The organism is Rhizobium sp. BK591 (genome assembly GCF_014195045.1).
GTDB lineage: Bacteria > Pseudomonadota > Alphaproteobacteria > Rhizobiales > Rhizobiaceae > Rhizobium > Rhizobium anhuiense.
This window is the reverse complement of the sequence record NZ_JACIAZ010000002.1, coordinates 1,203,209-1,223,891: the sequence shown is the minus strand read 5'-3', so window position 1 is coordinate 1,223,891 and position 20,683 is coordinate 1,203,209. Positions and strand designations below refer to the sequence as shown.

The 20,683-nt window shown below is 56.5% G+C and carries 17 protein-coding genes; 10 read left to right on the top strand and 7 right to left on the bottom strand.

Annotated features, from left to right (window positions below):
* The first annotated feature begins 80 nt into the window (after positions 1-80).
* Genes FHX10_RS12820 through FHX10_RS12780 form a run of 9 tightly spaced genes read left to right on the top strand, consistent with a single transcriptional unit; the run spans position 81 to position 7,408 of the window.
* Entirely contained in the window at positions 81-1,082 is a 1,002-nt protein-coding gene (locus FHX10_RS12820; RefSeq protein WP_184389458.1) for a PilN domain-containing protein, read from the top strand.
* Complete coding sequence (gspM, locus tag FHX10_RS12815) at positions 1,079-1,693, top strand: type II secretion system protein GspM (RefSeq protein WP_184389456.1); 615 nt, start codon at positions 1,079-1,081, stop codon at positions 1,691-1,693. Before FHX10_RS12820 ends, gspM begins: the two co-directional genes overlap by 4 nt.
* A gap of 35 nt (positions 1,694-1,728) precedes the next feature.
* Positions 1,729-2,232: a hypothetical protein gene (locus tag FHX10_RS12810; RefSeq protein ID WP_184389454.1), complete on the top strand. Its 504-nt coding sequence runs from the start codon at positions 1,729-1,731 to the stop codon at positions 2,230-2,232.
* The gene (locus FHX10_RS12805) at positions 2,216-3,106 is read left to right on the top strand and encodes a hypothetical protein (RefSeq protein ID WP_184389452.1); all 891 of its coding nucleotides are present in this window, start codon (positions 2,216-2,218) and stop codon (positions 3,104-3,106) included. Before FHX10_RS12810 ends, FHX10_RS12805 begins: the two co-directional genes overlap by 17 nt.
* Entirely contained in the window at positions 3,103-4,719 is a 1,617-nt protein-coding gene (locus FHX10_RS12800) for a GspE/PulE family protein (protein WP_184389450.1), read from the top strand. The genes FHX10_RS12805 and FHX10_RS12800 overlap by 4 nt, the downstream gene beginning before the upstream one ends.
* A gap of 5 nt (positions 4,720-4,724) precedes the next feature.
* A complete protein-coding gene (locus FHX10_RS12795; protein WP_184389448.1) occupies positions 4,725-5,930 on the top strand; it encodes a type II secretion system F family protein in 1,206 nt (401 codons plus the stop codon).
* Positions 5,927-6,397, top strand: a complete 471-nt coding sequence (locus FHX10_RS12790; protein WP_184389477.1) for a GspH/FimT family pseudopilin — start codon at positions 5,927-5,929, stop codon at positions 6,395-6,397. Before FHX10_RS12795 ends, FHX10_RS12790 begins: the two co-directional genes overlap by 4 nt.
* The gene (locus FHX10_RS12785) at positions 6,390-6,779 is read left to right on the top strand and encodes a Tfp pilus assembly protein FimT/FimU (protein WP_184389447.1); all 390 of its coding nucleotides are present in this window, start codon (positions 6,390-6,392) and stop codon (positions 6,777-6,779) included. The genes FHX10_RS12790 and FHX10_RS12785 overlap by 8 nt, the downstream gene beginning before the upstream one ends.
* Before the next feature lie 5 nt (positions 6,780-6,784).
* Positions 6,785-7,408, top strand: a complete 624-nt coding sequence (locus FHX10_RS12780; protein ID WP_184389445.1) for a prepilin-type N-terminal cleavage/methylation domain-containing protein — start codon at positions 6,785-6,787, stop codon at positions 7,406-7,408.
* 1 nt (position 7,409) lies between these two features.
* Here FHX10_RS12780 and gspG read toward each other — a convergent pair whose 3' ends face one another.
* The 7 genes from gspG to FHX10_RS12745 all read right to left on the bottom strand — a co-directional run bounded on the left by gspG (position 7,410) and on the right by FHX10_RS12745 (position 18,864).
* Positions 7,410-7,865, bottom strand: a complete 456-nt coding sequence (gene gspG, locus FHX10_RS12775) for a type II secretion system major pseudopilin GspG (RefSeq protein WP_184389443.1) — start codon at positions 7,863-7,865, stop codon at positions 7,410-7,412.
* Positions 7,865-8,332 (bottom strand): prepilin peptidase, encoded by a 468-nt coding sequence (locus FHX10_RS12770; protein ID WP_281413907.1) that lies wholly within the window; start codon positions 8,330-8,332, stop codon positions 7,865-7,867. Before FHX10_RS12770 ends, gspG begins: the two co-directional genes overlap by 1 nt.
* Positions 8,332-10,476: a type II secretion system secretin GspD gene (gene gspD / locus FHX10_RS12765; protein ID WP_184389439.1), complete on the bottom strand. Its 2,145-nt coding sequence runs from the start codon at positions 10,474-10,476 to the stop codon at positions 8,332-8,334. The genes FHX10_RS12770 and gspD overlap by 1 nt, the downstream gene beginning before the upstream one ends.
* Positions 10,477-11,162: 686 nt before the next feature.
* The gene (locus FHX10_RS12760) at positions 11,163-11,705 is read right to left on the bottom strand and encodes an Imm42 family immunity protein (RefSeq protein ID WP_184389437.1); all 543 of its coding nucleotides are present in this window, start codon (positions 11,703-11,705) and stop codon (positions 11,163-11,165) included.
* 2 nt (positions 11,706-11,707) lie between these two features.
* Positions 11,708-12,493, bottom strand: a complete 786-nt coding sequence (locus tag FHX10_RS12755) for a hypothetical protein (RefSeq protein WP_184389435.1) — start codon at positions 12,491-12,493, stop codon at positions 11,708-11,710.
* Positions 12,494-12,520: 27 nt separating this feature from the next.
* Complete coding sequence (locus FHX10_RS12750) at positions 12,521-13,465, bottom strand: transglutaminase family protein (RefSeq protein ID WP_184389433.1); 945 nt, start codon at positions 13,463-13,465, stop codon at positions 12,521-12,523.
* Positions 13,462-18,864, bottom strand: coding sequence for a toxin TcdB middle/N-terminal domain-containing protein (locus tag FHX10_RS12745; protein ID WP_184389431.1), 5,403 nt, complete (start codon positions 18,862-18,864; stop codon positions 13,462-13,464). The genes FHX10_RS12750 and FHX10_RS12745 overlap by 4 nt, the downstream gene beginning before the upstream one ends.
* Positions 18,865-19,296: 432 nt before the next feature.
* Between FHX10_RS12745 and FHX10_RS12740 the strand changes: the two genes are divergently transcribed.
* Positions 19,297-20,532 (top strand): hypothetical protein, encoded by a 1,236-nt coding sequence (locus FHX10_RS12740; RefSeq protein ID WP_184389429.1) that lies wholly within the window; start codon positions 19,297-19,299, stop codon positions 20,530-20,532.
* Positions 20,533-20,683 lie beyond the last annotated feature (151 nt).

Below are 20,683 nucleotides of genomic sequence, written 5' to 3'. Positions count from 1 at the left end.
TCAAGTCCTGCCGGACGCAACGGACAGCATTATGATAGCAAATTGCATGATTCGCTGATCCTTAAGTTGAAAAAACGACCATGATTCTCGATAAGCTTCTCGATTTCTGGGATTGGTGGTCCACCGAAATTCAGCGGATGCTGCCCTATCTGTCTTCAACGATTGAGCATCCCGTCATCCAAATCAGTCGGACGGGAACCGTCGTCCAGTGGTCGGGTGCGTCGCAGGCGGAAACGGTGGCTTTTGATGACTTGGCGAAAGTTCTTGAGCGAACCCAGATCTGCGCGCTGTTGTTTGCCGAGGACCGCTATATCCGCCGTCAAATCGCTGGTTCGGCGCTTCCATACAGCAGAGCAAAAGAAATCGCAGAGGCCGATCTCATCGCCCAAACGCCGTTTCGATCAGAAGAGGTCTATTGCGTGCCTGTCAGAGGCAGCGATGGTTTGCCGTGCGCGTATGCTATTATTAAAAGAACTTTCGTCGACCCGTATCTGTCGGCTCTGGCTGCAGCTGAGATAAAGATCAAGGCGATTTCCTTTGGAAACGCTGATGGTATCGTAGCCCGTATTCCTCAGCGAGCCGTCAAAGAGATTCTTCCGAAAGCTGCTCGGATCTCGCCCCGATCTCATATCCTCACGACCGCTCTATTTATTTTAGCTGTGACGACCGCTCTCACGGTCGGTCATGCATTTTTCCGCTATGATAGGGCGCTTGCAGCACTCGATAGCGACATTGCATTGAAACGACAGAAAGCGGTCTCGGTGCGGGCTGCCCTCAACGAGCGCGCAAAAAAGGCGTCAGCTCTGGAGACCGCGCGTCGCCGCAAGGACGAAGCGATCCCTGTCATAGCCGTCTGGGAGGAGATAAGCCGTCGATTTCCTGACGGCGCCTGGCTCACCGATCTCTCGCTTGACCGCGGAACATTGACTGTATCGGGGTTCGCCCAATCGGCTGCGGGGCTGATCGGTCCGCTGGAAGAATCGCCCCTCTTCAGCGAACCAAGCTTTACCTCGCCAATTGTCCGGGTACCTGGCCAGAGTGGCGAGCACTTTGAGATGCGTCTGAAGGTTGGGCCGGAATGACCGAGATACTGATCGGGCTCATGAATGCCCCCCGGCGGATCCAACGAGGGGTCGCCCTAAGCATGCTCGGCCTTGGGGTCCTCTCTGCGGTTTGGCTTGCGATGCTGGCGATTGGTCATCTTAGCGAGCAAGCAAACGAAATCGATGAAAAACGCTTTGAGTTCGGCCGGCTGAACGCTGTGCTGGAGCAAAATCCGGCGGACACTGGCGGAGCACTGGCCCCTGCCCCCGCGGTGACGGGTGTCTATCTCGACGGGGAGACGATGCCCGTGACAAGGGCGCGGCTTCAGGAGCGCATCAATGGCATAGCCGCACAGGCCGGAGCAGTTGTGGTGTCAATCAATAGCATTCCAGATTCCGCTCCGGATGCCGTTCCATTGATTGGTGCCGCAGTTGATATCCAGGGCAGCCTCAAGGCCATTCACGATGTTGTCTTTCAGATAGAGGCATCGGAGCCCCCTCTCCTGGTCCGAAAGGCGTTGATCAGGATGACAAGCCCTGTCCAGGAAGGGCAACTTCAGGCACCGCTTCAGCTGGCGACATCGATCGAGATCTACGGTTCAGCCGATCCGGCACTGATCGCCCCAACAAAAGCGGCTCAGCTTCGATGACATTTCCGCACATCAACTCTCCTCTAGTAGGCTACTTGAGCATCGCTGCCGCCCTTGCCATGCTCGCTCTCTTCAATCTTGCCCTGGCGCGAATCCCCGTCGACATATCGCCGATGGAAATTCCTAAAGGAGCCGGAAAGCCCCTCTCTGCGCAAAGAGGGTCCAGCGTCAAGCCGACAGACGTTGGTCTCGATCAGCAGGATACGCTGTCCCGCCCGATTTTCAGCCCCACGCGTCGTGAATTCGAGCCTGTCATTGCACCCGTCGCGCCTCAACCAGAACTCATCGCGCCACCGCCCTCTGCAGCAATTTCGATCCCGGCTTTTCATCTGGAAGGAATTCGGAAGATTGGAGCCGACGTATCGGCCCTATTGTCGGTCGGGACCGAAGACCCGCCGCATTGGCTGCCGATCGGCGGCACGCTCGAGGGATGGACACTGGAGCGTGTCGATACTCATGGCGTTGCGCTAAGATCGGGGGATCAGTTGACCGTTGTCGATCTCTACCCGCCGGAAAATCCAAATGTCCCACAAAACTAGGATGCCGACAGGGAATTATTATGGCGATGACGGCTTTGCGCTGCTTGCTGTCCTCGCCTTTCTGCTGCTCTTTGCAGCATTGCTGCTGCCGTTTTCGTCCGCTGCCCGGCTGGCGGCTCTGACATCCAGCCATGAATTCGAACACACCCGGCTCTCTTATGCCGCCGAAGCCGCCAATGCCTACGTGGCAGCAAAATTGGCATCCGATCATTCCTGGAAAAGTTCAGTCGGGCGGGACGCCGGCGCAGATGGAATGTCGTGTCGGATAAAGGATCTCACCTTGACGCTTCGCTTGATCAATCATGCCGGCTTGATTGACCTCAACGTCGCCGCAACGAGCACCATTGCTGCGGGATTGGCAGCTTTAGGGCTGGATGACCGACAAGCTGGCGCTGTCGCCAATTCCATCGTTGCATTTCGTTCGCCACAACGCGGCACGGCACTTCCGATCGGGCCAGAGCCGAGCTTCGGATTGAAGCATGCGCCATTGGAAGATGTGGTCGAATTGCTCGATTTTGCTGAGATGAGACGGTTCACACCTGAGCAGCTCAGTGAGATATTCACAGTCGATAGCCACAGTGCCTTCATTGATCGCGACCTTGCGTCAAAGCCGCTGCAGTCCATCCTGGCAAAGCTCGACGGCGCTGTACATGACGGTTTAAGCGCATTTCCCACCTACACGTTGACGACAAGAATCAGTAGGCGCGGCGAGAGTGCGATCGATGCCAGAATAGTCACGATCGGCGGTGACCGACAAATGGGCCGTCGGTCGTCAGCGCTGGCGATCTTGACGACCGCGAAGGCCGCACTCCCCAATTGCAGGGTTGTCCTCGGCACCGACATAACCGCCTGGTTTGAGGAGGCTTTCGGATGATAGATTCAATGGGGCCACTCGATCGCTTCCTTGCCCATCTTGCCACGAGTGGCATGGCAACATCCGAGGCGGTGCAGCGAACAAAATCCGCAAAGCGGCAGACTGGTCAGCCATTGGACATGGTGATCCGGGAACTTGGAATTCTTCCCGAACTTACAATTGCGACAGAGCTGGCGCGGTTCCTCGATCTGGATGTCATCGCGGACTGTGGCACCCATGATGGAATTGAATGGCTGGAAAAGCTGGGCTGGGACTACGCAACTGAGAAGGCGATTTTTCCCTTGGGGAAGAAGGATGCTCATCTCCACATCGCGATTGCTGATCCGTTCGATTATGAAACGATCGAAGCAGTTTCGTATTTCTTCGACCTGCCAGTTCAAGCCAGCATCGCACCCAGAAGTGTCATCGAAGAGCAAATCGGCCGCTTTCGACAGGAGTCCGCTTCACCTGGCGAAGAGACGATCTTGGAAGAGAACGCCTCCGATGTCGACCTGGAGCGTCTGCTTGATGTCGCGCGCGATGCGCCGGTCGTAAAATTCGTATCAAAGATCGTCCAACGGGCGATCGACGACAAGGCAACGGACATTCACCTGGAGCCACAGGTCGACACCATGCGTGTCCGGCTTCGCCGTGACGGCCTTCTGCTCGAGACGGAGATAGTGCCAAAGTCACTCCACACCGGCGTCATAAGCCGCCTGAAGATCCTGGCGCGGCTCAACATTGCCGAACGCCGGCTGCCGCAAGATGGGAGATTGCGGCTCGCCGTAAGGGGCCAGGAGGTCGATTTCCGACTTTCGGTGGTGCCCTCGGTGCAAGGAGAGACGGCGGCGTTGCGCATTCTGGACCGAGAGAACATCAGGCTGGATCTTCAGGCACTGGGCTATGACGTCGCAGCGGCCACCAGAGTCGACAATCTGACTCGGCGCTCCAACGGCCTGATCCTGGTGACCGGACCCACGGGTTCTGGGAAGACAACAACCCTCTATTCGATTCTTGCCCGACTCAATCGGCCAACCGTCAAGATCTTCACAGTGGAGGATCCGGTCGAATACCGTATCGGCGGCATCACCCAGTTACAAATCGATCCGGCGATCGGCCTGTCGTTTGCCACGGCACTCCGCTCGGTGCTGCGACAGGATCCTGATATCGTCCTCGTCGGAGAGATTCGAGATCGAGAAACGGCGGAGATTGCGATCCAAGCGGCTCTGACTGGACGCCTCGTCCTTTCGACACTGCATACGAACAGCGCGACCGGCGCGTTCAACCGTCTTCGCGACATGGGAATCGAACCCTTCCTCCTGGCGGCGACCATCAGAGGTGTGATCGGGCAGCGGCTTCTTCGCCAGTGCTGCGCAGCGTGCCGGAACCTCCCGACCAAAATCGGCTGCGCGGCTTGTGAGGGAACCGGCTTCAAGGGACGCACAGCAAGTTTCGAGATCCTCGAAGTTTCCGATCGGTTCCGCGAGGCCATGCGGGCGACCAGCGCTGAAGAGGATCTCGAAGTGGTGGCGATCGAAAATGGCATGGTCCCGTTGCGGCAGCATGGACAGGCACTCGTGGCGAGTGGATTGACGACAATGGATGAGGTCTTGCGTGTCATCGATGCGGACTAATTCAAATGGCTAAATTCGAATATTCGCTATTTGCCGGTGACGGTCGAAAACGAACGGGTACGGTTGAGGCTACGGACCTTACCGATGCACGCCGTAAGCTTCGATCTCCCGGCATCACGGTTTCCGATGTTCGACCGTTTGGGAGCGTGCGCTCGCGAGTTCTACGGCTGCCCAAAATCGGGCACCGTTTTGACCACGTCAGGTTCATCGGCAATCTGGCAGTGCTGGTGACGGCCGGTCTCACATTGGACCAGTCATTGCGCGCGCTGCGTGCTTCCGCAATCAATCAAGTCGAGCGGGACCGCCTGGATGCAATGCTTGAACGGTTGTCCGCGGGCGCTGCGGCTTCATCGACATTTGCGCTGATCGAAGGATTGCCCGACGACATCCTCGCTTTGATCGCGAGCGGGGAAAAAACGGCACGTCTCGCCGACGTTCTGTCGGTGATTGCTTCCGATCTGGAGCGCCGGAAGGCACATCGCAAACAGCTCCTGGACGCGCTGCTCTATCCAGCGTTTCTGCTGCTCATGATGCTGCTTGCTGTCGGCGTCGTGACATTTGTCTTGGTGCCGGCTCTCGAACCTATCTTTCAAAGTTCGGACCGGGAAACACCTTTTCTGATCGCATTCCTGTCCATGGCCGGCCAGCTTCTCTCAGATCCGGTATTCGCGCTCGTCGGGGGTGCGTCCTTCCTTCTCGCCGTGGTGACCTACGCTTTGAAGGCGCAAGCGTTCTCCCGATGGGGCACAGCCATTCTCATCAAGATGCCCGTCTTTGGGCCGCTGATCATCAAGATCGCCCTGGCACGTTATCTGCAGACACTTTCGCTGCTGCTCGATAACGCCGTCGTGATGCCGGAGGCCCTGGCGCTGGCGGCGAAAGCGTGCACGGTCTCGATCTATCGTCCCAGACTGTCCGCGATGCGCGAAGCGGTCATTTCGGGAAGACGCCTTGCCGAGGCTTTTTCGGAAAGCCGGCTGTTTCCCGAAGGCATTGTGTCCCTGACTGCCGTTGGTGATGAGGTAAACAAGCTCGCGGCGGTGCTGGCCAACGGCTCCAATATCATGAGGGTCGAAGCCCAGAGAACGCTCGATCGTCTTCTCTCACTTCTTACTCCCACGATCACGATCCTGCTTGGACTGCTCGTTGGCGGGCTGGTCATCTCCGTCATGACCGCGCTTCTCAGTGTGAACGAATTGGGCGCGCAATGATCGCCCGAGCGTCCGATCGTCACGTTACCACTGCCGGCTTCAGTCTGCTGGAAATGCTGGTCGTGTTGGCGATACTGGGTGCGCTCTTTGCAGTCGCGTTGCCGCAGTTTCGCCCTTCCAATTCGGTGACGACGCGCAATTTAGCATCCCGGATCGCCGAGGACGCGCGTTTTGCCCGACTGGTCGCCATCAAGAAGGGATCGCAAACGGTCCTGTCAATCGACACGACCGAGCGCGTGATCCGCTCCGGCGGCGGGCGCGAGGATATCGCAATTCCTGCATCGGTTTCGCTGACTGCGACTGTCGGCAGGAATTCCGATACGACGGTTTCCAGAGGCGACATCCGATTTTTTGCCGACGGAAGTTCGTCGGGTGGGGAAATCACACTCAATCGCGATAGCGGAAAGGATATCAGGATCCAGATCAACTGGCTGACGGGCTCGGCCAGAGTGGTTTTCGATGATTGACCACCCTCAAATGGATGATGCCGGATTCACCCTTCTGGAAATGATCGTCGCTTTCCTCATCCTGTCGGTCTCTATGGCAATTGCCTCCCATACATTGGCCATCGCCGTCCGAAGTTACCGGCTTGCGAGCGACCGGCAGGACATGTTGGCCCTCGTGCAGTCTTTGCGGGTAGACGCCCTTCCCAAGCTGGCGGTATCCGCCCTGACGCAGCAAGAAGGCGAGACGGAAGCATTTCGCTGGAGAATTCGGATGCTGGCACCGCACCCGGGCCGATCCGAACCCGGGCAACCGTCCTTTGCAATTATCTCGGCCGGCAAAAGGAACGAGACATTCCGCCAGAGTTTTCTCGTGACATTGCCTGCCAGGATCGAACCGCAATGAGGTCCATGCATCAGCTTTCGAGGCAAAGCGAAGACGGTTTTACTCTGGTCGAAATGCTGGTTACGCTGGCGCTGCTTGCCGCACTGAGTACAGTGCTTCTCGGTGCGGTGGCGCAATTCCGGCCGCTCCGAACCTTGGCACAAAGTGCAGATGGCCAAATAGAATTGACCGCAGCGGTTTCCTTTCTGCAGGCAACGATTGCGGACGCCCGAAGTGTTTACCTGATCGACGCCGGCTCCCAAAAGAGGCTCGTATTCGAGGGGTCAGAACACTCGCTGCATTTCCCGGCAGTGTTGAGAGTGGGAAGCGACCAGATTGCGCTACGCGATATATCGATCGACCGGGTGGAGACCGGCGGATCGGTCTCTATCGTATTGCGGAATACTCCACGCCGCGTCTCATCCACGGCGCCGGCATCGGAGATTTTTCCGGTCATCGAGGAAATTGTCGACGTCAACTTCCAGTTCCTGGATGGAACAAATCCGGCAAGCCCCGAACCTCAGCTATGGCTACCCCAATGGAGCCATCCGGAGCGGCTGCCTTATGCCGTTAAGATAACCCTGAAGGCAAAACGCGGCCTTGCGAGCCTTACCGCCAGCAGAATAGCGTTCCTGCAGGCCGACAGATAGTTTATTCGCTGGAAAGATCGGCATCCTCGCCATCTCCACCGACCTTCCGGTCTCGGCCGAGTGAGATGACCTGATACGGCTTCTCGTCCGCTGGACTTTTATATTCGTAGGCCGTGCCCCAGGCATCCAGGAAAGTCCCTGACTTCTTGAGATATGGCCCGTTCCAGGCACTTCCATCTGCCGGTGCGCGAGCAAGAGCCTCAAGTCCCTCGTCGGTCGAGGGATAATGGCCGACGTCAATATAATAAAGTTCGAGCGCGTTCTCGATATTCTTGATCTGGGCTTTTGTCGTATCGACCTTGGCGGATCCGAGATATTTCAACACCTGCGGCGCGACCAGTGCGGCAATCAGGCCGATAATGGCGAGCACGACCAACAGTTCGACCAGGGTAAAGCCTTCGGTCGCAAGGGTGCGGGAGTTGGTCTCGTCATCATGGTTGAAGTTGTCTTTGAGCATTATCCAGCCGCCTGACCGTAAAAAATGTTGAAATTCCATGTTGCAAACAATGCGATTGCCAGAAACGGCCCAAAGGGGACCCGAAGCGACATGATGTTGGCAGATCGCCTGGCGACGACGCAAAAATAGAGCAATGCGAGGGCAGAAGCGACGAACAGGAAAACGGGGAAGATCCCGGGATCCAGCCAGACCGCGGCGGCACCTGCCAGTTTGACATCACCGAGACCGAGACCGACGACGCCCCTGAAACGCCAATGAACGTATCTCAGCCCCCAGAACAGCAACAAGACTACGGTTCCGAAGAGCAGTGCCGCCAACGCTGTCGAGTATCCATATTGCAGCTTGAAGACGATCCCGACTGCGACAACGATGACGTTGAGCCAGTCGGGAATCACCATCCGCTGGAAATCAATATAGCCGACGACAAGCATGCATGTGGCAAGGATAACGGCGAACGGGATGAGCATCAGTACGCCAACCGTTTAAGATCCTGCTCGACGGCATTTTTTCCACCGCGTCTTTTTTGAATATCCGACCGGAAATCCAGTTGTTTGCGGAACTCGTTGGTCACATCGCGCGCTTCGCTTACGTCGCGAACGATGCGTGGTTTTATGAAAATCAGCAGTTCGGTTTTCTTGATGGTATCCGTTTTGTTCTTGAAGGCGTTCCCGAGCAGCGGAATGTCGCCGAGAAGCGGCACCTGGCTGCGGGTCACGCTGTTGCGCTGCTGAATGAGGCCGCCGAGCGCAAGGCTCTCATTGTCGTTGACCACCACGCGGGTGGAAACCTTGCGCTGTTGAATGGTCGGTGAATCGATGCCGGACGAGGTGGTCTTGACGACGTCACTCACCTCCTGCTGGATATCGAGCATGACGCGGCCGGAGCTGTTCACCCGCGGGATCACCGACAGGATAATGCCGGTATCCTTCAGTTCAATCGAGTTGATGACCGGCGAATTGCCGTTCACGCTGGCAGCTTGCTGGGTCACGATCGGAACCTGGTCACCAACCTGTAAAGTCGCCTTTTGATTGTTCAGGGCCATGAGGGTCGGCGCCGACACCACATTGACATCGGTAATGCTCGAAAGCGCATTCAGCGTCACGCGGATGTCGTTTGTCGCGTAGCTCCATCCGAAACCGGGGAAAGCGATATTGGCGGCGCCGGTTGCGAGATCGGAAAACGCGCCGCCAGTATTGCCGTTCTCGAAATACCAGCGCAGGCCGAACTTCAACTCATTGTTCAAAGTGACTTCGGCAATGACGGCTTCAAGCAGCACTTGCGTCGGAACGACGTCAAGTTGACGCAGCAGCTGTTGAATATGCTCATATTCCCGGGCGGTGGTTGAAATCAGCAACGCGTTGTTTTCGACGTCGGCGACGATCGACGTTTTGACCTTGGCCGGCTCTGCGCTGTAGCCCGCAAGTTGTCCGGACGTATCTGTCGTCTCGGACGCTTCCGAAGGCTGTGGCTGCTCTTCGGACGTGGACAAATTCGCCTGCTGTAAATTAGGCGCGACTGCGTTCGACGCTTGGCCGCCCGCATCCGAGGTCGATTGCCCGCTGACGACGGCCTGCAACACCTGCGCCAGCTCTTTCGCGGGCCGGTTCTGAATGTCGTAGACGAAAAGCTGCTCTTCGTTGGTGCTTGCAAGCCGGTCGAGCTTCTGGATCCAGCTGGACGCGCGCTTCAAATAGGCCGGCCGCGACGTGATCACTAGCACCGAGTTCAAGCGCTCGTTCGGTACGAAACGAATGATCTTGCCGCCCCCGCTGTCATTGGCAAAGATCGTGTCGAGTTCCTTTGCGACAGCTGACGGCTGAGACGCCGTGAGCGGATGAAGGGCAACCGACATGCCCTCCATCCAATCGACGTCGAAAACATTGATCGCATCCCGCATCGCCGAAAGATCGTTGTTCGTCCCCGCAAGCATGATCAGGTTGCGCGTCTGATCAACGCGAAGCACCGAACCCTGGCGACTGATCGGCTCGAGGATTCCTTTCATCTCGTCGGCCGACACATATTTGAGTTCGACCACCTGAACCTTGATGCCCGGCCCCTTCGGAGAGGCGGAGGGAACGCTGACCTGAGGTGTGGATGAAAAAGCCTCGGATGAAGGGACGATCTGATAGCTGTCGTTCCGCTTGACGACCACAGCGCCATTGACCGACAGCGCCGCCTCGAAGATATCGAGCAACGCCTCCCGCGAGACGGGGTTCGTCGTTTGCAGCGTCACCGCTCCCGAAACGCGTGGATCCACAACGTAGTTGAGACCAAGCGTATCCCCCAACACGCTTTTGGCCGCGGCAGCAACCGATGCCCCTACGAGATTGAGACTGTAGCCATCGCCGCCTTTGGCAAGCTGCCCGACCGAGACAGGCGGAGCACCATAGGAGACGAACTTCCCGCTGCCCTCATGGATGGCGCCGTTGAAGCTTTGGCCCGATGGAGATCCACCGATCACGCGCGAGGAATAACGAGAGGCCGGAAGAGGTTTGCCGGTAGAATCCAGCTCATTCAGTTTTACCGCCAGCACGTCCTCAACCGAATCCGTGGAGCTACAGGCGGCGAGCAGAAGCAAGCCGAGCATACAAACAGGCACCACAGATTTCATGAAAAAGACTCACCGGCTTCTCTTTCAATGAACTTATCCGCAGTGCGGTGATGCTGCACGTTGGTATTCTAATAGTTCGCAGGTTTCCACAATTTTTCGTAGAATTTCCTACGGGTGTGGCGCGTATATTAGCGAATTCGATGCCTATTTAAGGGTTCTGCATTTTAGCATTTGGTGGAAAGATAATAAACCGGACCCAAGTCCACCGGGTCCTATCTTTCGATTCTATCTGCGATAAGGATCCGAGACAGTAACCTTCGGCAATCCGAGCAGATTGCTAATCGGAAGGATACTCGTGCAATCACCTTGAGCCGAATCTCGTATGCCGATCACCGGGCCAATGAAACTCCAAACTCTATCCAAGGAGGCACCAGAATATCCAGACCGAAGTAATCGTCCACATATGTAAGACCCGCCATCTCGAGGTGTCTCATCGTGGTCTGGTAGGTCCCCAAATAGAGGTCCGAACGTTAGGAGATCATCATTTTCTGCAATTAGGTCAATATCTTGCATTATTTCGATAAGCGCTTAGCGGGAAAGTTTCTTTTCAACCAGCGCGGCTTTTCGAATTATAAGACCGAATTCAGACGCCACAGCAATATAACACACTTTAGCACTCCTGCCGAAATTCTCACGCCTTCAGGCACATGACTCTGTACGTTGCCACCGCCGAGTGAAAACATAGATCAATGATTTCTATCCCAGTCTTTGTAGAAGAAATCGGACCAGTCTTGCAAAATTTTGTAAAATTTGACGGCTTCAATCCGTATCTCTGAGGTATTCTTTGCCGGAATATCATTTATGAAGCCGATTATTCTTACCATTTTTCCTTCGTCTATTTGAAAAACATGACCTCCGTCATCGAATGCGGCGTCCCCATCTGGAGCCCATACAATTTTATTATCTATTATTTCTTGTAATAATTTTCCATCCTGGTGAGCAATCAAATCATCAACCCTGCTTCCTATCCCATAACTTTCATATTGAAAGATATGTATAATTTCGGCGGCACTCAGTAATTTCGAGAAACCATGTTTCCCCGTGTCTTTTATTCTGTTTTTCACCTCGTAGTACGAGCTTCCAAGTATAGAAGCATCTTCTTTTCGAACGCCGTATTGAAAGGAATTGATGTATATATTGAAAAAACCAATGGCCATTTGGTTTTTAGATTTTAGGAATTTACTGACGCCACTTTCGATCGCAAAATGTTCTTTGTTCCCGAAAATCATTCTCACCTCCTTATGCCAAGTTCGTTTTTGATTTCTTTAGGTATGTTTTGATTTCTAATTGGATCCGGTCCAGCAGTAGAGCCATTCCAATGTGTTTCTCCATTACTTGGCCTGCTGAATCTATGGATATTTCCATCTGCGTCTTTGGCCCATCGAACCCCAGTTTTGTCTGCCACTGAGTTCTTGTATAACTCTTGGACATTGTTTGGCTCCGGACTCTTCGAATTGGGGTGATGTTTGGGGTTCGAAGTTAGGTTAGCCCGCTCATCCTCCTTGGGTTTGTTGCTTTTTTCATTTTTTCCGTTTTCTCCATCATCGTTTTCCGGATCGCCGCCGGGCGCACCGCCCACAGCGACGGATGATTGTCTCGAATCGGTATCGCTCCGTTGCCCTGTTATATGAGAACCGCTCTCTCCCGGACTTTTTGTTGAGTTCAGGCCGACCGCCCCTCCAAACAGCCCGCTCAAAAAGCCGCCAAGCGACCAGCCGAAACCCGAGCTGAACCCGCCTCCACCTCCACCACGCCCCCCTTCGAGGATTCGCGAGTTACCTGTGCGATCATACAGATCGCGGCTACTCATTATGTGGCCATTCGGATCGCTCTTGTTGATGGGATCGTTGCCAGAATAAGCATATCGGTTCGTCCCGACGCCTTCCATGGTAGGATCCCAATCATCTGGCGAGATAAACCGCGCATTTGCCGCGGATCCAAATGATACCGACAGCATGCTGCAGATAAGCAGCAGACTGAGAGTGCGGGTCAGAAACCCATTGGAAAGAAATCGCATCAATAAGCCCCCGCTTAAATCTATTCGTTATTGAACCTGTCCGTCTTGCGGCCGCCAGCCGAGTGCCTCGGCTTTGGCGAAGGCCTCGCCGTTCAGCCGATACCATTCATCGGCCCTAGCCTTGAGGTCCGGCGGAATGTCTTCCATCCGGGTATATTTGCCTGCCAGCTCCCGGTGCAACAGCCCGCCATAGGCGCTGCCCGTCTTGGCAAGCAGATATGCGAAGTTCGGATAATGCTTGAGAAGCACATCGGAGATCACAACGGCGTTTTCGTAATTGCCCGCTTCCAGTGCATGCTCAACCAATGTCGAGCCGATGACCGCTACGGCCTCGTCATGCGACAGAGGCCTGAGATAGACACCGTTCGTCACAGCCTCGTCAGACATCGGCAGTTTCTGACGGTACCAGATATCACGCGTAAAACCGCCGCCGCTGGTTGCTTCGAGGTTCCAGGTCTTGCCGTCGTCATCGGTATACTTGATGAACAGATGCAGTGGCGCTTGTGCCAGTGTCATCTTCAGGCCGAGCCGCTCTCCGATGAACAACATCAACATCGGCATGGTGATACAGTTGCCGCGTCGGGTTTCGAGATAGCGCGATAGCTTGCGATTCACAGGATTTGTGCCAAGCGGATCGGCCTGATCATAGCTGAACGCCAAGCCGCTGTTCCAATCTCCGGCTTCGTAGAGATAACGCCGTAGAGCCGCGAGGGTTGCCGCGCCTCCGGCGCTTTCCGGCAGCATGGATTTTACCTCTCTCGCCATTCGATCGATCATCGCAATGCCTGCCTCGGTATTCACTGAGGCATCAATCATATGGTCGACAGAAAATTTGACATCCGCGAGATCGCGCTCGGGGGCAAATAATGCCTCAATGGTGGCGGCAGGCGGGTCAGCCGCGACCGCCTCTGCTGCCGCTCCAAACAGGCCGAGCACTGCGGCTGCGATTAGGGTAAAGCAAAGCCTTCTCATCGCGGCTCCGACGAAGCTGCAGGACCTTGCTCATCCTTGGGGACAAACCGCCCAAATGCCGGATCGTAATATCTGGCATTGAGATACATTAGCCCGGTTTCGGGATCGAAGCGCTCGCCGATATAGCCCTTCTTGGTCTGCATCGTGGTGTTGGTGGCTTCGCCATAGGCGGCATAGCCGGTCTGCTCGACGCGAGTGCCGCTTTCGGTCGTCACCTGCCGCACCGAAGCCAGATGATCGCGGTGCAGGAAGAACTTGTCTGACGTCGTGCTGCCTGATGTGATGACGATCTTGGCGTCGGGATGCGGATAGAGGGTGTAAATATCGGTACCCGGCGTCGTCCGGTCGATCTCGACATTGGCGTCGGGATAGAGCGTCGTGCCGAAACCCCAGCTCTTCTTCACCCGGGCTCCGTCCGGACCATAGGCAAGCGTCACCGTGGCGCCGTTTTGGGTGACGGTCGACAGCCGGTTCGACGCATCCCAGGTCAGCGTGCGGGTGCCGTCCGAGACCATGTTGCCGTTGGCGTCATAGTCGATCGTCTTGGCGCCGATCTGCGTTGCCGCATGTGGACGGACCGCCGTCGGTCCGGGATAGACATAAGTACCGACCTGGGTGCGCGACAACAGGTTGCCGGTCGGCGAATAGCTGTAAGTCTCGTCGAGGGTGTTGTCGCCGCCATTGTCGGCGCCGGTCAGACGAGAGAGATCGTCATAGGTGTAGGTCCAGTTGTCGTTGGCCGTCAGACCGGTGATCGTCTTGATCCGGCCGAGCCGGTCGCGGCTGTACTGATTGTCCATCAGCACCGTCGTGTCCTTCGCCGTCGTCACCCGGTCCAGCCAGCGCCTTGTCGGGGAATAGCTGAAGCTGGTCGTCACGCCATTGATGTAGGTGATCGCTTTCGTCTGGCCGTCGGCCTCGTAGCTGGCGGAATCGATCAGCCCGGGGATCCTGGAAAGCAGGTCGGCGTCATTATAGAGCCAGGGCAAGGTGCGCTTGCCGACGACGATGTTGGCAGGCGCATAGGCGATCGCTGTGGTCTTGCCGCTCGGCCCGTGCTCGACGGTCGTTGCGCTCGCCACCCCGTCGATCGTCGTGCTGGTGATACTCTTGTCCCCGGCGCCGTTATAGAAACGGGTATAGGTGACCGTCGCATTATCATTCGCCGCCTTGGTCAGCATGCCGGCATTGTGCGACTGGCCGGTGGCGGCCGGCTCGTCATAGCTGTTCTCAGCCAACAGCGTCGGCACCGTCGCACCCGGTTCGGTCACCTCCTTGCGGATCACCCGGCCCATCTGGTCGTAGGCCATCGTCGTCACCGCGCCGCGCGCATCCGTCTGGCGGATCAGCCGGCCGGCATCGTCATAGGCATAGGACCATTTGCCGAGATCCGGATCGCTTGCCGTCAGCCGGTTGCCGAGCAGGTCGTAGGTATAGGTCCAGTGGGCGCCTTCGGTGCCGTCTGAGACAAACACCAACCGGCCGAGCCCATCATAGGCGCGATACTCGGTACTTGCTCCCGAGGTCAACGGCACGATGACATCAACACGACCGTCGGAGTTGCTGTGGACGCGCCGCTGCACCTGTAGCTCGTTGGTTTCGAGGACATATTCAAACGAAACCTCCGATGTGAGCCAATATTTCGATGTGAATACGGAGTATTGATAGGTTCTTTGCGAATTGTCGGGATTGACCTGCTTGACGAGCCGATCCTGCCAATCATAGCTCCTTCTCGTCCACTGCGGAGCTTCGTCCGAGAATCGCGGGAAAGTCGTGCTCTCGATATTGCCCCGGCGGTCGTAACTCGTATTGGTGATGCGCGTCGGGCCAGTGCTGGTCGCGCCGGGCGTTACCACCTGCCAAGGCCGCCCGAGCCCGTCATAATAGGTCTGGCTGTAGACCTCACCCGATCCATTGGTCTTCGGCGTGTAGGTTGCGACCAACTGCGTCGTTGGGCTACCCTCATTCTGGTAACGGGTGTTGACGTAATTGCCCGATCCCGCATTCACATAGCCATAGGGCCGGCAGTAGGCGTCATAGGTGTAGGTCTCGACGATGCCGTTCCAGTCTGTCTTCGTGGCCGGAAGACCGCAGACTAGATCGTAGCTCGTCGTGCTGACGAAGCGGCTATCGGCAGTCAACGTACCATTGCCGAAGTAACGCGGCGCGCGTTCCGCCACCGGATAGACATGATAGGTGGCGTCGTAATCCCATTCAGTGCGGTTGCCGACGGCGTCGGTCTCGGAAGTCCGGTTGCCATATGTATCGTAGGTATAGGTGGTCGGTGATGAACGCGGCGTACCACCCCAACCCATATAGCCTACCTTCCGGGTCAGGTTGCCCTTGACCGGTGGCGTCGCAATCGTGGTCGCGCCGTCATAGAGGTATTCCTCATAGGCCCCGACCGTCGACGCCATGTCACCAATCCGGACGAGCTTGGACGTCGGCAACGAAACGATGTAGGCGGATATGTTCGGCGCGAAGGTGAATGTCGTCCTCTTCTCGTCGCCAGTGGTGGTCCCTGTGACCTCGTTGCCGGCAGCGTCCGTCGTGCGGCCGCGGTCCATGATTTCGGTTACATTGCCATAGGCATCGAAACTCCGCTCCGTCCGAAGGAAGGTTGTCAACCCTCCTTCCGTCAGCGTGGTCGCCGTCGCAGTGTTCCTGGCCACATAGGGCTTCGAACCGGTGCTAATGGCGTATTCTTCAGCAACCTGTTTGGATTCCGTGTTCGCACCGTTCCGCAAAACGGTTTTTTCCGGCAGTCCGTAACTTGCCACGTCCTGACGATAGGTCGTCATGACTACGGGAGCGGACGTTTCCCCCGCTGCGGGCGGCTTTGTCACGGTGACGGTGCGATAACCAAGGAATTTGCGGGCAGCAGGATCGTAAAGACCGCCGGAATAGGCATAATTCGTCACGCTGTTGCCGTAGCCGCGCCGGTCATCCACGGTGAGCGCCGTCACCGCATGCATGACCTGCGGCATGAAGGTGTTGGCAAAACCTGTCGACGGGGCATAATCGATGTTGATCGTTCCGCCTGTCGCCAAGGTAATGCCGCGCAGGAGATTGGGATTGCCCGAACCGGCGTTGGAGATTCGCGTTTCCGTTTGGGAGGCGACGAAATCGGGAAGGCCGTCGCCGTTAAAGTCGCCAGACAGACCCGAGCCACGCTGCAAGAAAGGTGAAACGACCAAGCTATTACCGCCGCCTCCGAACCACAGACCATAGGCTTTCAGGTCCTTGAAGGGATCGGTGTCCTTGCGATCCTTGGCGGCGACGACATCCACCTTGCCGTCATTGTCCATGTCGCGAAGGATCGGCGGCCCCTCAAGGGCCAATCCGCTTGCGACCTGCACGAAGCTGTTGCCGGTTCCGAGCCAGACCGCCGCCACATAGCCTGTTCCAGACGGCGTCGTCTTGACAACATCAGTCGCGCCATCACCGTTCATGTCCGCAAGGGCGCAGTATGCCGAAGCGGAATTGCAGTCGATGCCGATGAACTGTGAGGTCCACGAGCCGCCGACATATTTGAGGGTAAAGAGGTCTTTACCCCTGACCACCCCTTGGCGGCCACCGCCTAGAAAATCCGCGACGCCTCGGATATAATCGCCGATATTGAAAAGCTGATCGATCCCATCGCCGTCCGGATCCACCCAGGCGTTCTTGATCGTATTCGCGCTGTCGTAATTCGTCGGAATGGCGTTACAGACAGCGGAGGATGTTCCGGAGCAAAGCGAAGCTGACAAATTCAGCGAGGAATCGGTTGTAATAATACCACTGGTGCGCGACTTGGCGACATTGTCGTTGCTGCCGGTAAAGGTGGTATTGTAAGAGAACCCAAAGTCCTTGGCTTTGCCCGCCACGTAACGACCGGCGAAGTAATTCGGAACTGGCAAATCATCGTAGGTCATATTTGTCCGCGGCACCATTACCGACGTGGTCTGAGAGACCGCGCCGCTTCCTGTGCTGAAGTTCATGACCGTGAATCTGATTGGGTCCGGCCTATATGTGCCCAAGCTCGAATCATAGGTATAGGTCAGAAGAGACCCATAAAACTCATCTCTGCCGTCGAAGTTGAGGTCGCCAGTCTGCCGGGAGAGAAAGTAAGCGCGCTGCCTGTCACCATCTCCAGGCGTTGCCGCCGGGAATTGGTTGGTCAACCGCGTATAGCCGTAGTTGATATCGTCATAGACCATCGACCGCATGGTCTTGTGCGTCCCGCCAACAATGTTGGTGTTGGAATCCAGAACCAAATCACGACCATAACGATCGACTCGCACCAGGCGAGATGTGTTGGAGAACGGCGCCTGGTCGTAAGACAGGGCGTAGCCGCCGCTGATGCCAGCTTCGGCAGCCACACTATAAGCGACAGATTTGAGCCGGAAGTGGTTCCATGTGATACCGGAGCCGTTGGCCACCGGCTGATAGTCGGGCCGTGGCTCATAGCCGAAAGTAATATATGAACGGCTGTCGTATTCGATCCTCGTCGGATAACACATCGGAACATCAGGGCAGGTATAGAAGTAAGTCACCCGATTGCCGTTCGGATCCGCCACCGAGGTCGGCAGATAACGTCCAGTCCAATTTGGACCATCATGCGGTGCGTTGGCGATTTCCGCCACGGACTGGAAGGTCGTCACGATTCCTTTGTTGTCGGTGACGGTCCACCTGTTGGTGGAATTAAAATTGATTCGCTGAAACGACTCGTGTTCGGTTGTGTGCGTGGAGCCGGGCTGGCAGCTGGATGCCGCCGAACAGGGAACGAGAGGCTCACCGTTCAGTACAAAGATGTCGGAATCCCATCCCGGAACGCCGCCGCCGGGACTTTCCCGTTCGATGACGTCGAGGCCTTCGAGGCCCCAGCCGTATCCCAACCAACCTTGGTACAGGCCGCCGAGGCGGGACTTGCGGGCGGAATCGTAATGAAGTGTCAGCTTGGGCGCGATGTCGTGATAGTCTGGGGTATCAAGTTCGATGGTGTGGGTAAATGATCCGTTGCTGGAGATTTGTGGAACCGATGCTTTCTCCGGCGCATTGACTGCAGGTGAATCCGGCTCAACGGCGGCAGCTGCAAGCGCGCTGGCGCTCGCAGCTTTTGCTGCAGAGTTTTTCTCGACAGATGTTGTGGCTTCTGCCTTGTTGCCGTCGGCAGATGCGCCGCTCCCCACTGCGTCGCCGGTGAGCTCGTCCGCCGGCACCTTGCTGCCATTGCCCAGTGTGGTTCGATCAACCGCCTTGTCTGGATCGGACGAATTGGCGGCCGGATCAACGAGAGGACCGGTGGATCCATCGGAGGAAGACCTGCTGCCAAGCCCCGAGCTTCCGCTGCCGAAGCCGCTCCCATTAGCCTTGCTGGCATCCGCCGCAAAGGCAACGCCCGCAAAGGAGCGGCCCATGTCCGCATCCAGAAAAAGACCAAACGAAATCGTTGCAGCCAAAGCTGCACCAGACAAAATAAAATTCCGCATGAACCCCCTCAAGCGAATCAAGACGTAATGAAAATCTCCGCATTCTAAGGTCGTAAATTACGTCACATGCAAGTGTAGTTTTACGCGGCAAACGTGAAAACCTGCAAATTATCATGCCACGGGGAGTAGTTCCGGCCACGGCAAAGATTCCGTTTCGAAGCCGCACTATGAAGCACGATGCCGCGCCTCCCGATCCAACGTTTATTCCCTCGGATCAACCTATCGTCGGCTTCCATGAAAGCCCATGGATGGCGCGTCGTGGGTCTTGCAAGTGACGAACTAATCGTCATTGTCTGGAGAGGACCGCGACTTTAGGTGCGCGCACGCTGAATTGCAACCATTAGTAGGAATCGCATTCAAATGCCTTTACTTAAAATAGCGACTGCCATCTTCGCATTTGCTGCGTTCGGTGGTCATGCTTATGCCGATCCGGTTTGTGACGGCACCGCGACTACGCTTCCGACAACCGACGACACCGCCGCCATCCAGACCATTCTCGATGCTGGCAACATCTTCAACATCCCTCACGGCAAGCTCTGCAAGATCACGCAATCGCTTGTCATCACCCACAATGATTCCGGTTTAGTCGGTGACGGCAGCGGCGGCCTCTACATGGCTGCGGCCAACTTCAACAACACCTCGCTCGCCTTTGGCGATCGATACGGCACCCACACTGTTGGCATCTATGCTCATGGCCTCTTGGCGGCGCCGTGGACCCCACTCGTCCATCCCGTCATCAAGGGCATCCGTGTCGTATCGGAGGTCCAGCAGGGCCGATCCCTGAGTGCGGTAGTGGTGCAGAACGCGAGACAAGCCAAGGTGATTGGCAACGAAATTCAAGGCTTCCCGCTCGGTATCGGTGTCCGCATCCAAAGCTGCGTGTTGGGTTGCGAGGTGGCGGAAAACTACATCCACGACTTCGTCGACAATACGACTGGCTGGCCTGTTGCTTCGGTGCCTCAGATCACGGGTATTGAAGTCGATAACGACATCTGGAACAACGTGTCGTCGTACCACGTCATCATTCGCGACAACACGATCCGCAACATGCTGGTCGGCGCGGGTTTCCTCGCTGCTTATGGCTACCAGACCGACTGCATCAACACCCCCCGCGTGACAACCTACAATACATCAATCACGGGGAACCACCTCGACACCTGCGCCGAGGGCGTCGATAATTTTAGCATCCACGCGATTATCAACGATAACGTAGTGATGAACAGTTATAACTTCGGCATTAAAAACGTCCACGGTGCCAGCTTCGTCTCGGTCAACGACAACACCATCACCAATTATGGTCTCGCCGGCATCGTCGTCGCCGGCAGCTCGGCGGCCGGCGACAGCAATGTCGATAACATCATAGTCTCTGGAAACAACGTTTCGTTCGGCAACTACGGTGGAAACTGGGGTGGGCACGACAATGCAGCCGTTTTGGTCGGTATGAACGGCACCACCTCGATCCCGGTCAACATCTTCGTCACCGGGAACATCCTGCGGCCGGCGAACGGTGAGTATGCGCTGAACATCACGTCGAACTCCGGCGTGACCGTCAGCGGCAACCTGTCGTTCTCCGGAACGAAGGGCGTCAGCAAATAAGATCAGACCATCGCCACCTTCACATCCCCCAAGCGGCGAAGCTGCTCAAGGCGCATGAAGGTGGCTATAGCAACGTTCCGCGTGCACGGCGGGACCGACAAACTTCGGGGGCACAATTTACGACTTCCGCCGCTATGTGAGAACCCACATG

Coding starts and splice junctions, on each gene's coding strand:
- gspG (WP_184389443.1), bottom strand. CDS start 7,865: ATGCTCAAAGACAACTTCAACCATGATGACGAGACCAACTCCCGCACC.
- FHX10_RS12805 (WP_184389452.1), top strand. CDS start 2,216: ATGTCCCACAAAACTAGGATGCCGACAGGGAATTATTATGGCGATGAC.
- FHX10_RS12740 (WP_184389429.1), top strand. CDS start 19,297: ATGCCTTTACTTAAAATAGCGACTGCCATCTTCGCATTTGCTGCGTTC.
- gspD (WP_184389439.1), bottom strand. CDS start 10,476: ATGAAATCTGTGGTGCCTGTTTGTATGCTCGGCTTGCTTCTGCTCGCC.
- FHX10_RS12745 (WP_184389431.1), bottom strand. CDS start 18,864: ATGGGCCGCTCCTTTGCGGGCGTTGCCTTTGCGGCGGATGCCAGCAAG.
- gspM (WP_184389456.1), top strand. CDS start 1,079: ATGACCGAGATACTGATCGGGCTCATGAATGCCCCCCGGCGGATCCAA.
- FHX10_RS12800 (WP_184389450.1), top strand. CDS start 3,103: ATGATAGATTCAATGGGGCCACTCGATCGCTTCCTTGCCCATCTTGCC.
- FHX10_RS12790 (WP_184389477.1), top strand. CDS start 5,927: ATGATCGCCCGAGCGTCCGATCGTCACGTTACCACTGCCGGCTTCAGT.
- FHX10_RS12820 (WP_184389458.1), top strand. CDS start 81: ATGATTCTCGATAAGCTTCTCGATTTCTGGGATTGGTGGTCCACCGAA.
- FHX10_RS12770 (WP_281413907.1), bottom strand. CDS start 8,332: ATGCTCATCCCGTTCGCCGTTATCCTTGCCACATGCATGCTTGTCGTC.
- FHX10_RS12750 (WP_184389433.1), bottom strand. CDS start 13,465: ATGAGAAGGCTTTGCTTTACCCTAATCGCAGCCGCAGTGCTCGGCCTG.
- FHX10_RS12795 (WP_184389448.1), top strand. CDS start 4,725: ATGGCTAAATTCGAATATTCGCTATTTGCCGGTGACGGTCGAAAACGA.
- FHX10_RS12755 (WP_184389435.1), bottom strand. CDS start 12,493: ATGCGATTTCTTTCCAATGGGTTTCTGACCCGCACTCTCAGTCTGCTG.
- FHX10_RS12780 (WP_184389445.1), top strand. CDS start 6,785: ATGCATCAGCTTTCGAGGCAAAGCGAAGACGGTTTTACTCTGGTCGAA.
- FHX10_RS12785 (WP_184389447.1), top strand. CDS start 6,390: ATGATTGACCACCCTCAAATGGATGATGCCGGATTCACCCTTCTGGAA.
- FHX10_RS12760 (WP_184389437.1), bottom strand. CDS start 11,705: ATGATTTTCGGGAACAAAGAACATTTTGCGATCGAAAGTGGCGTCAGT.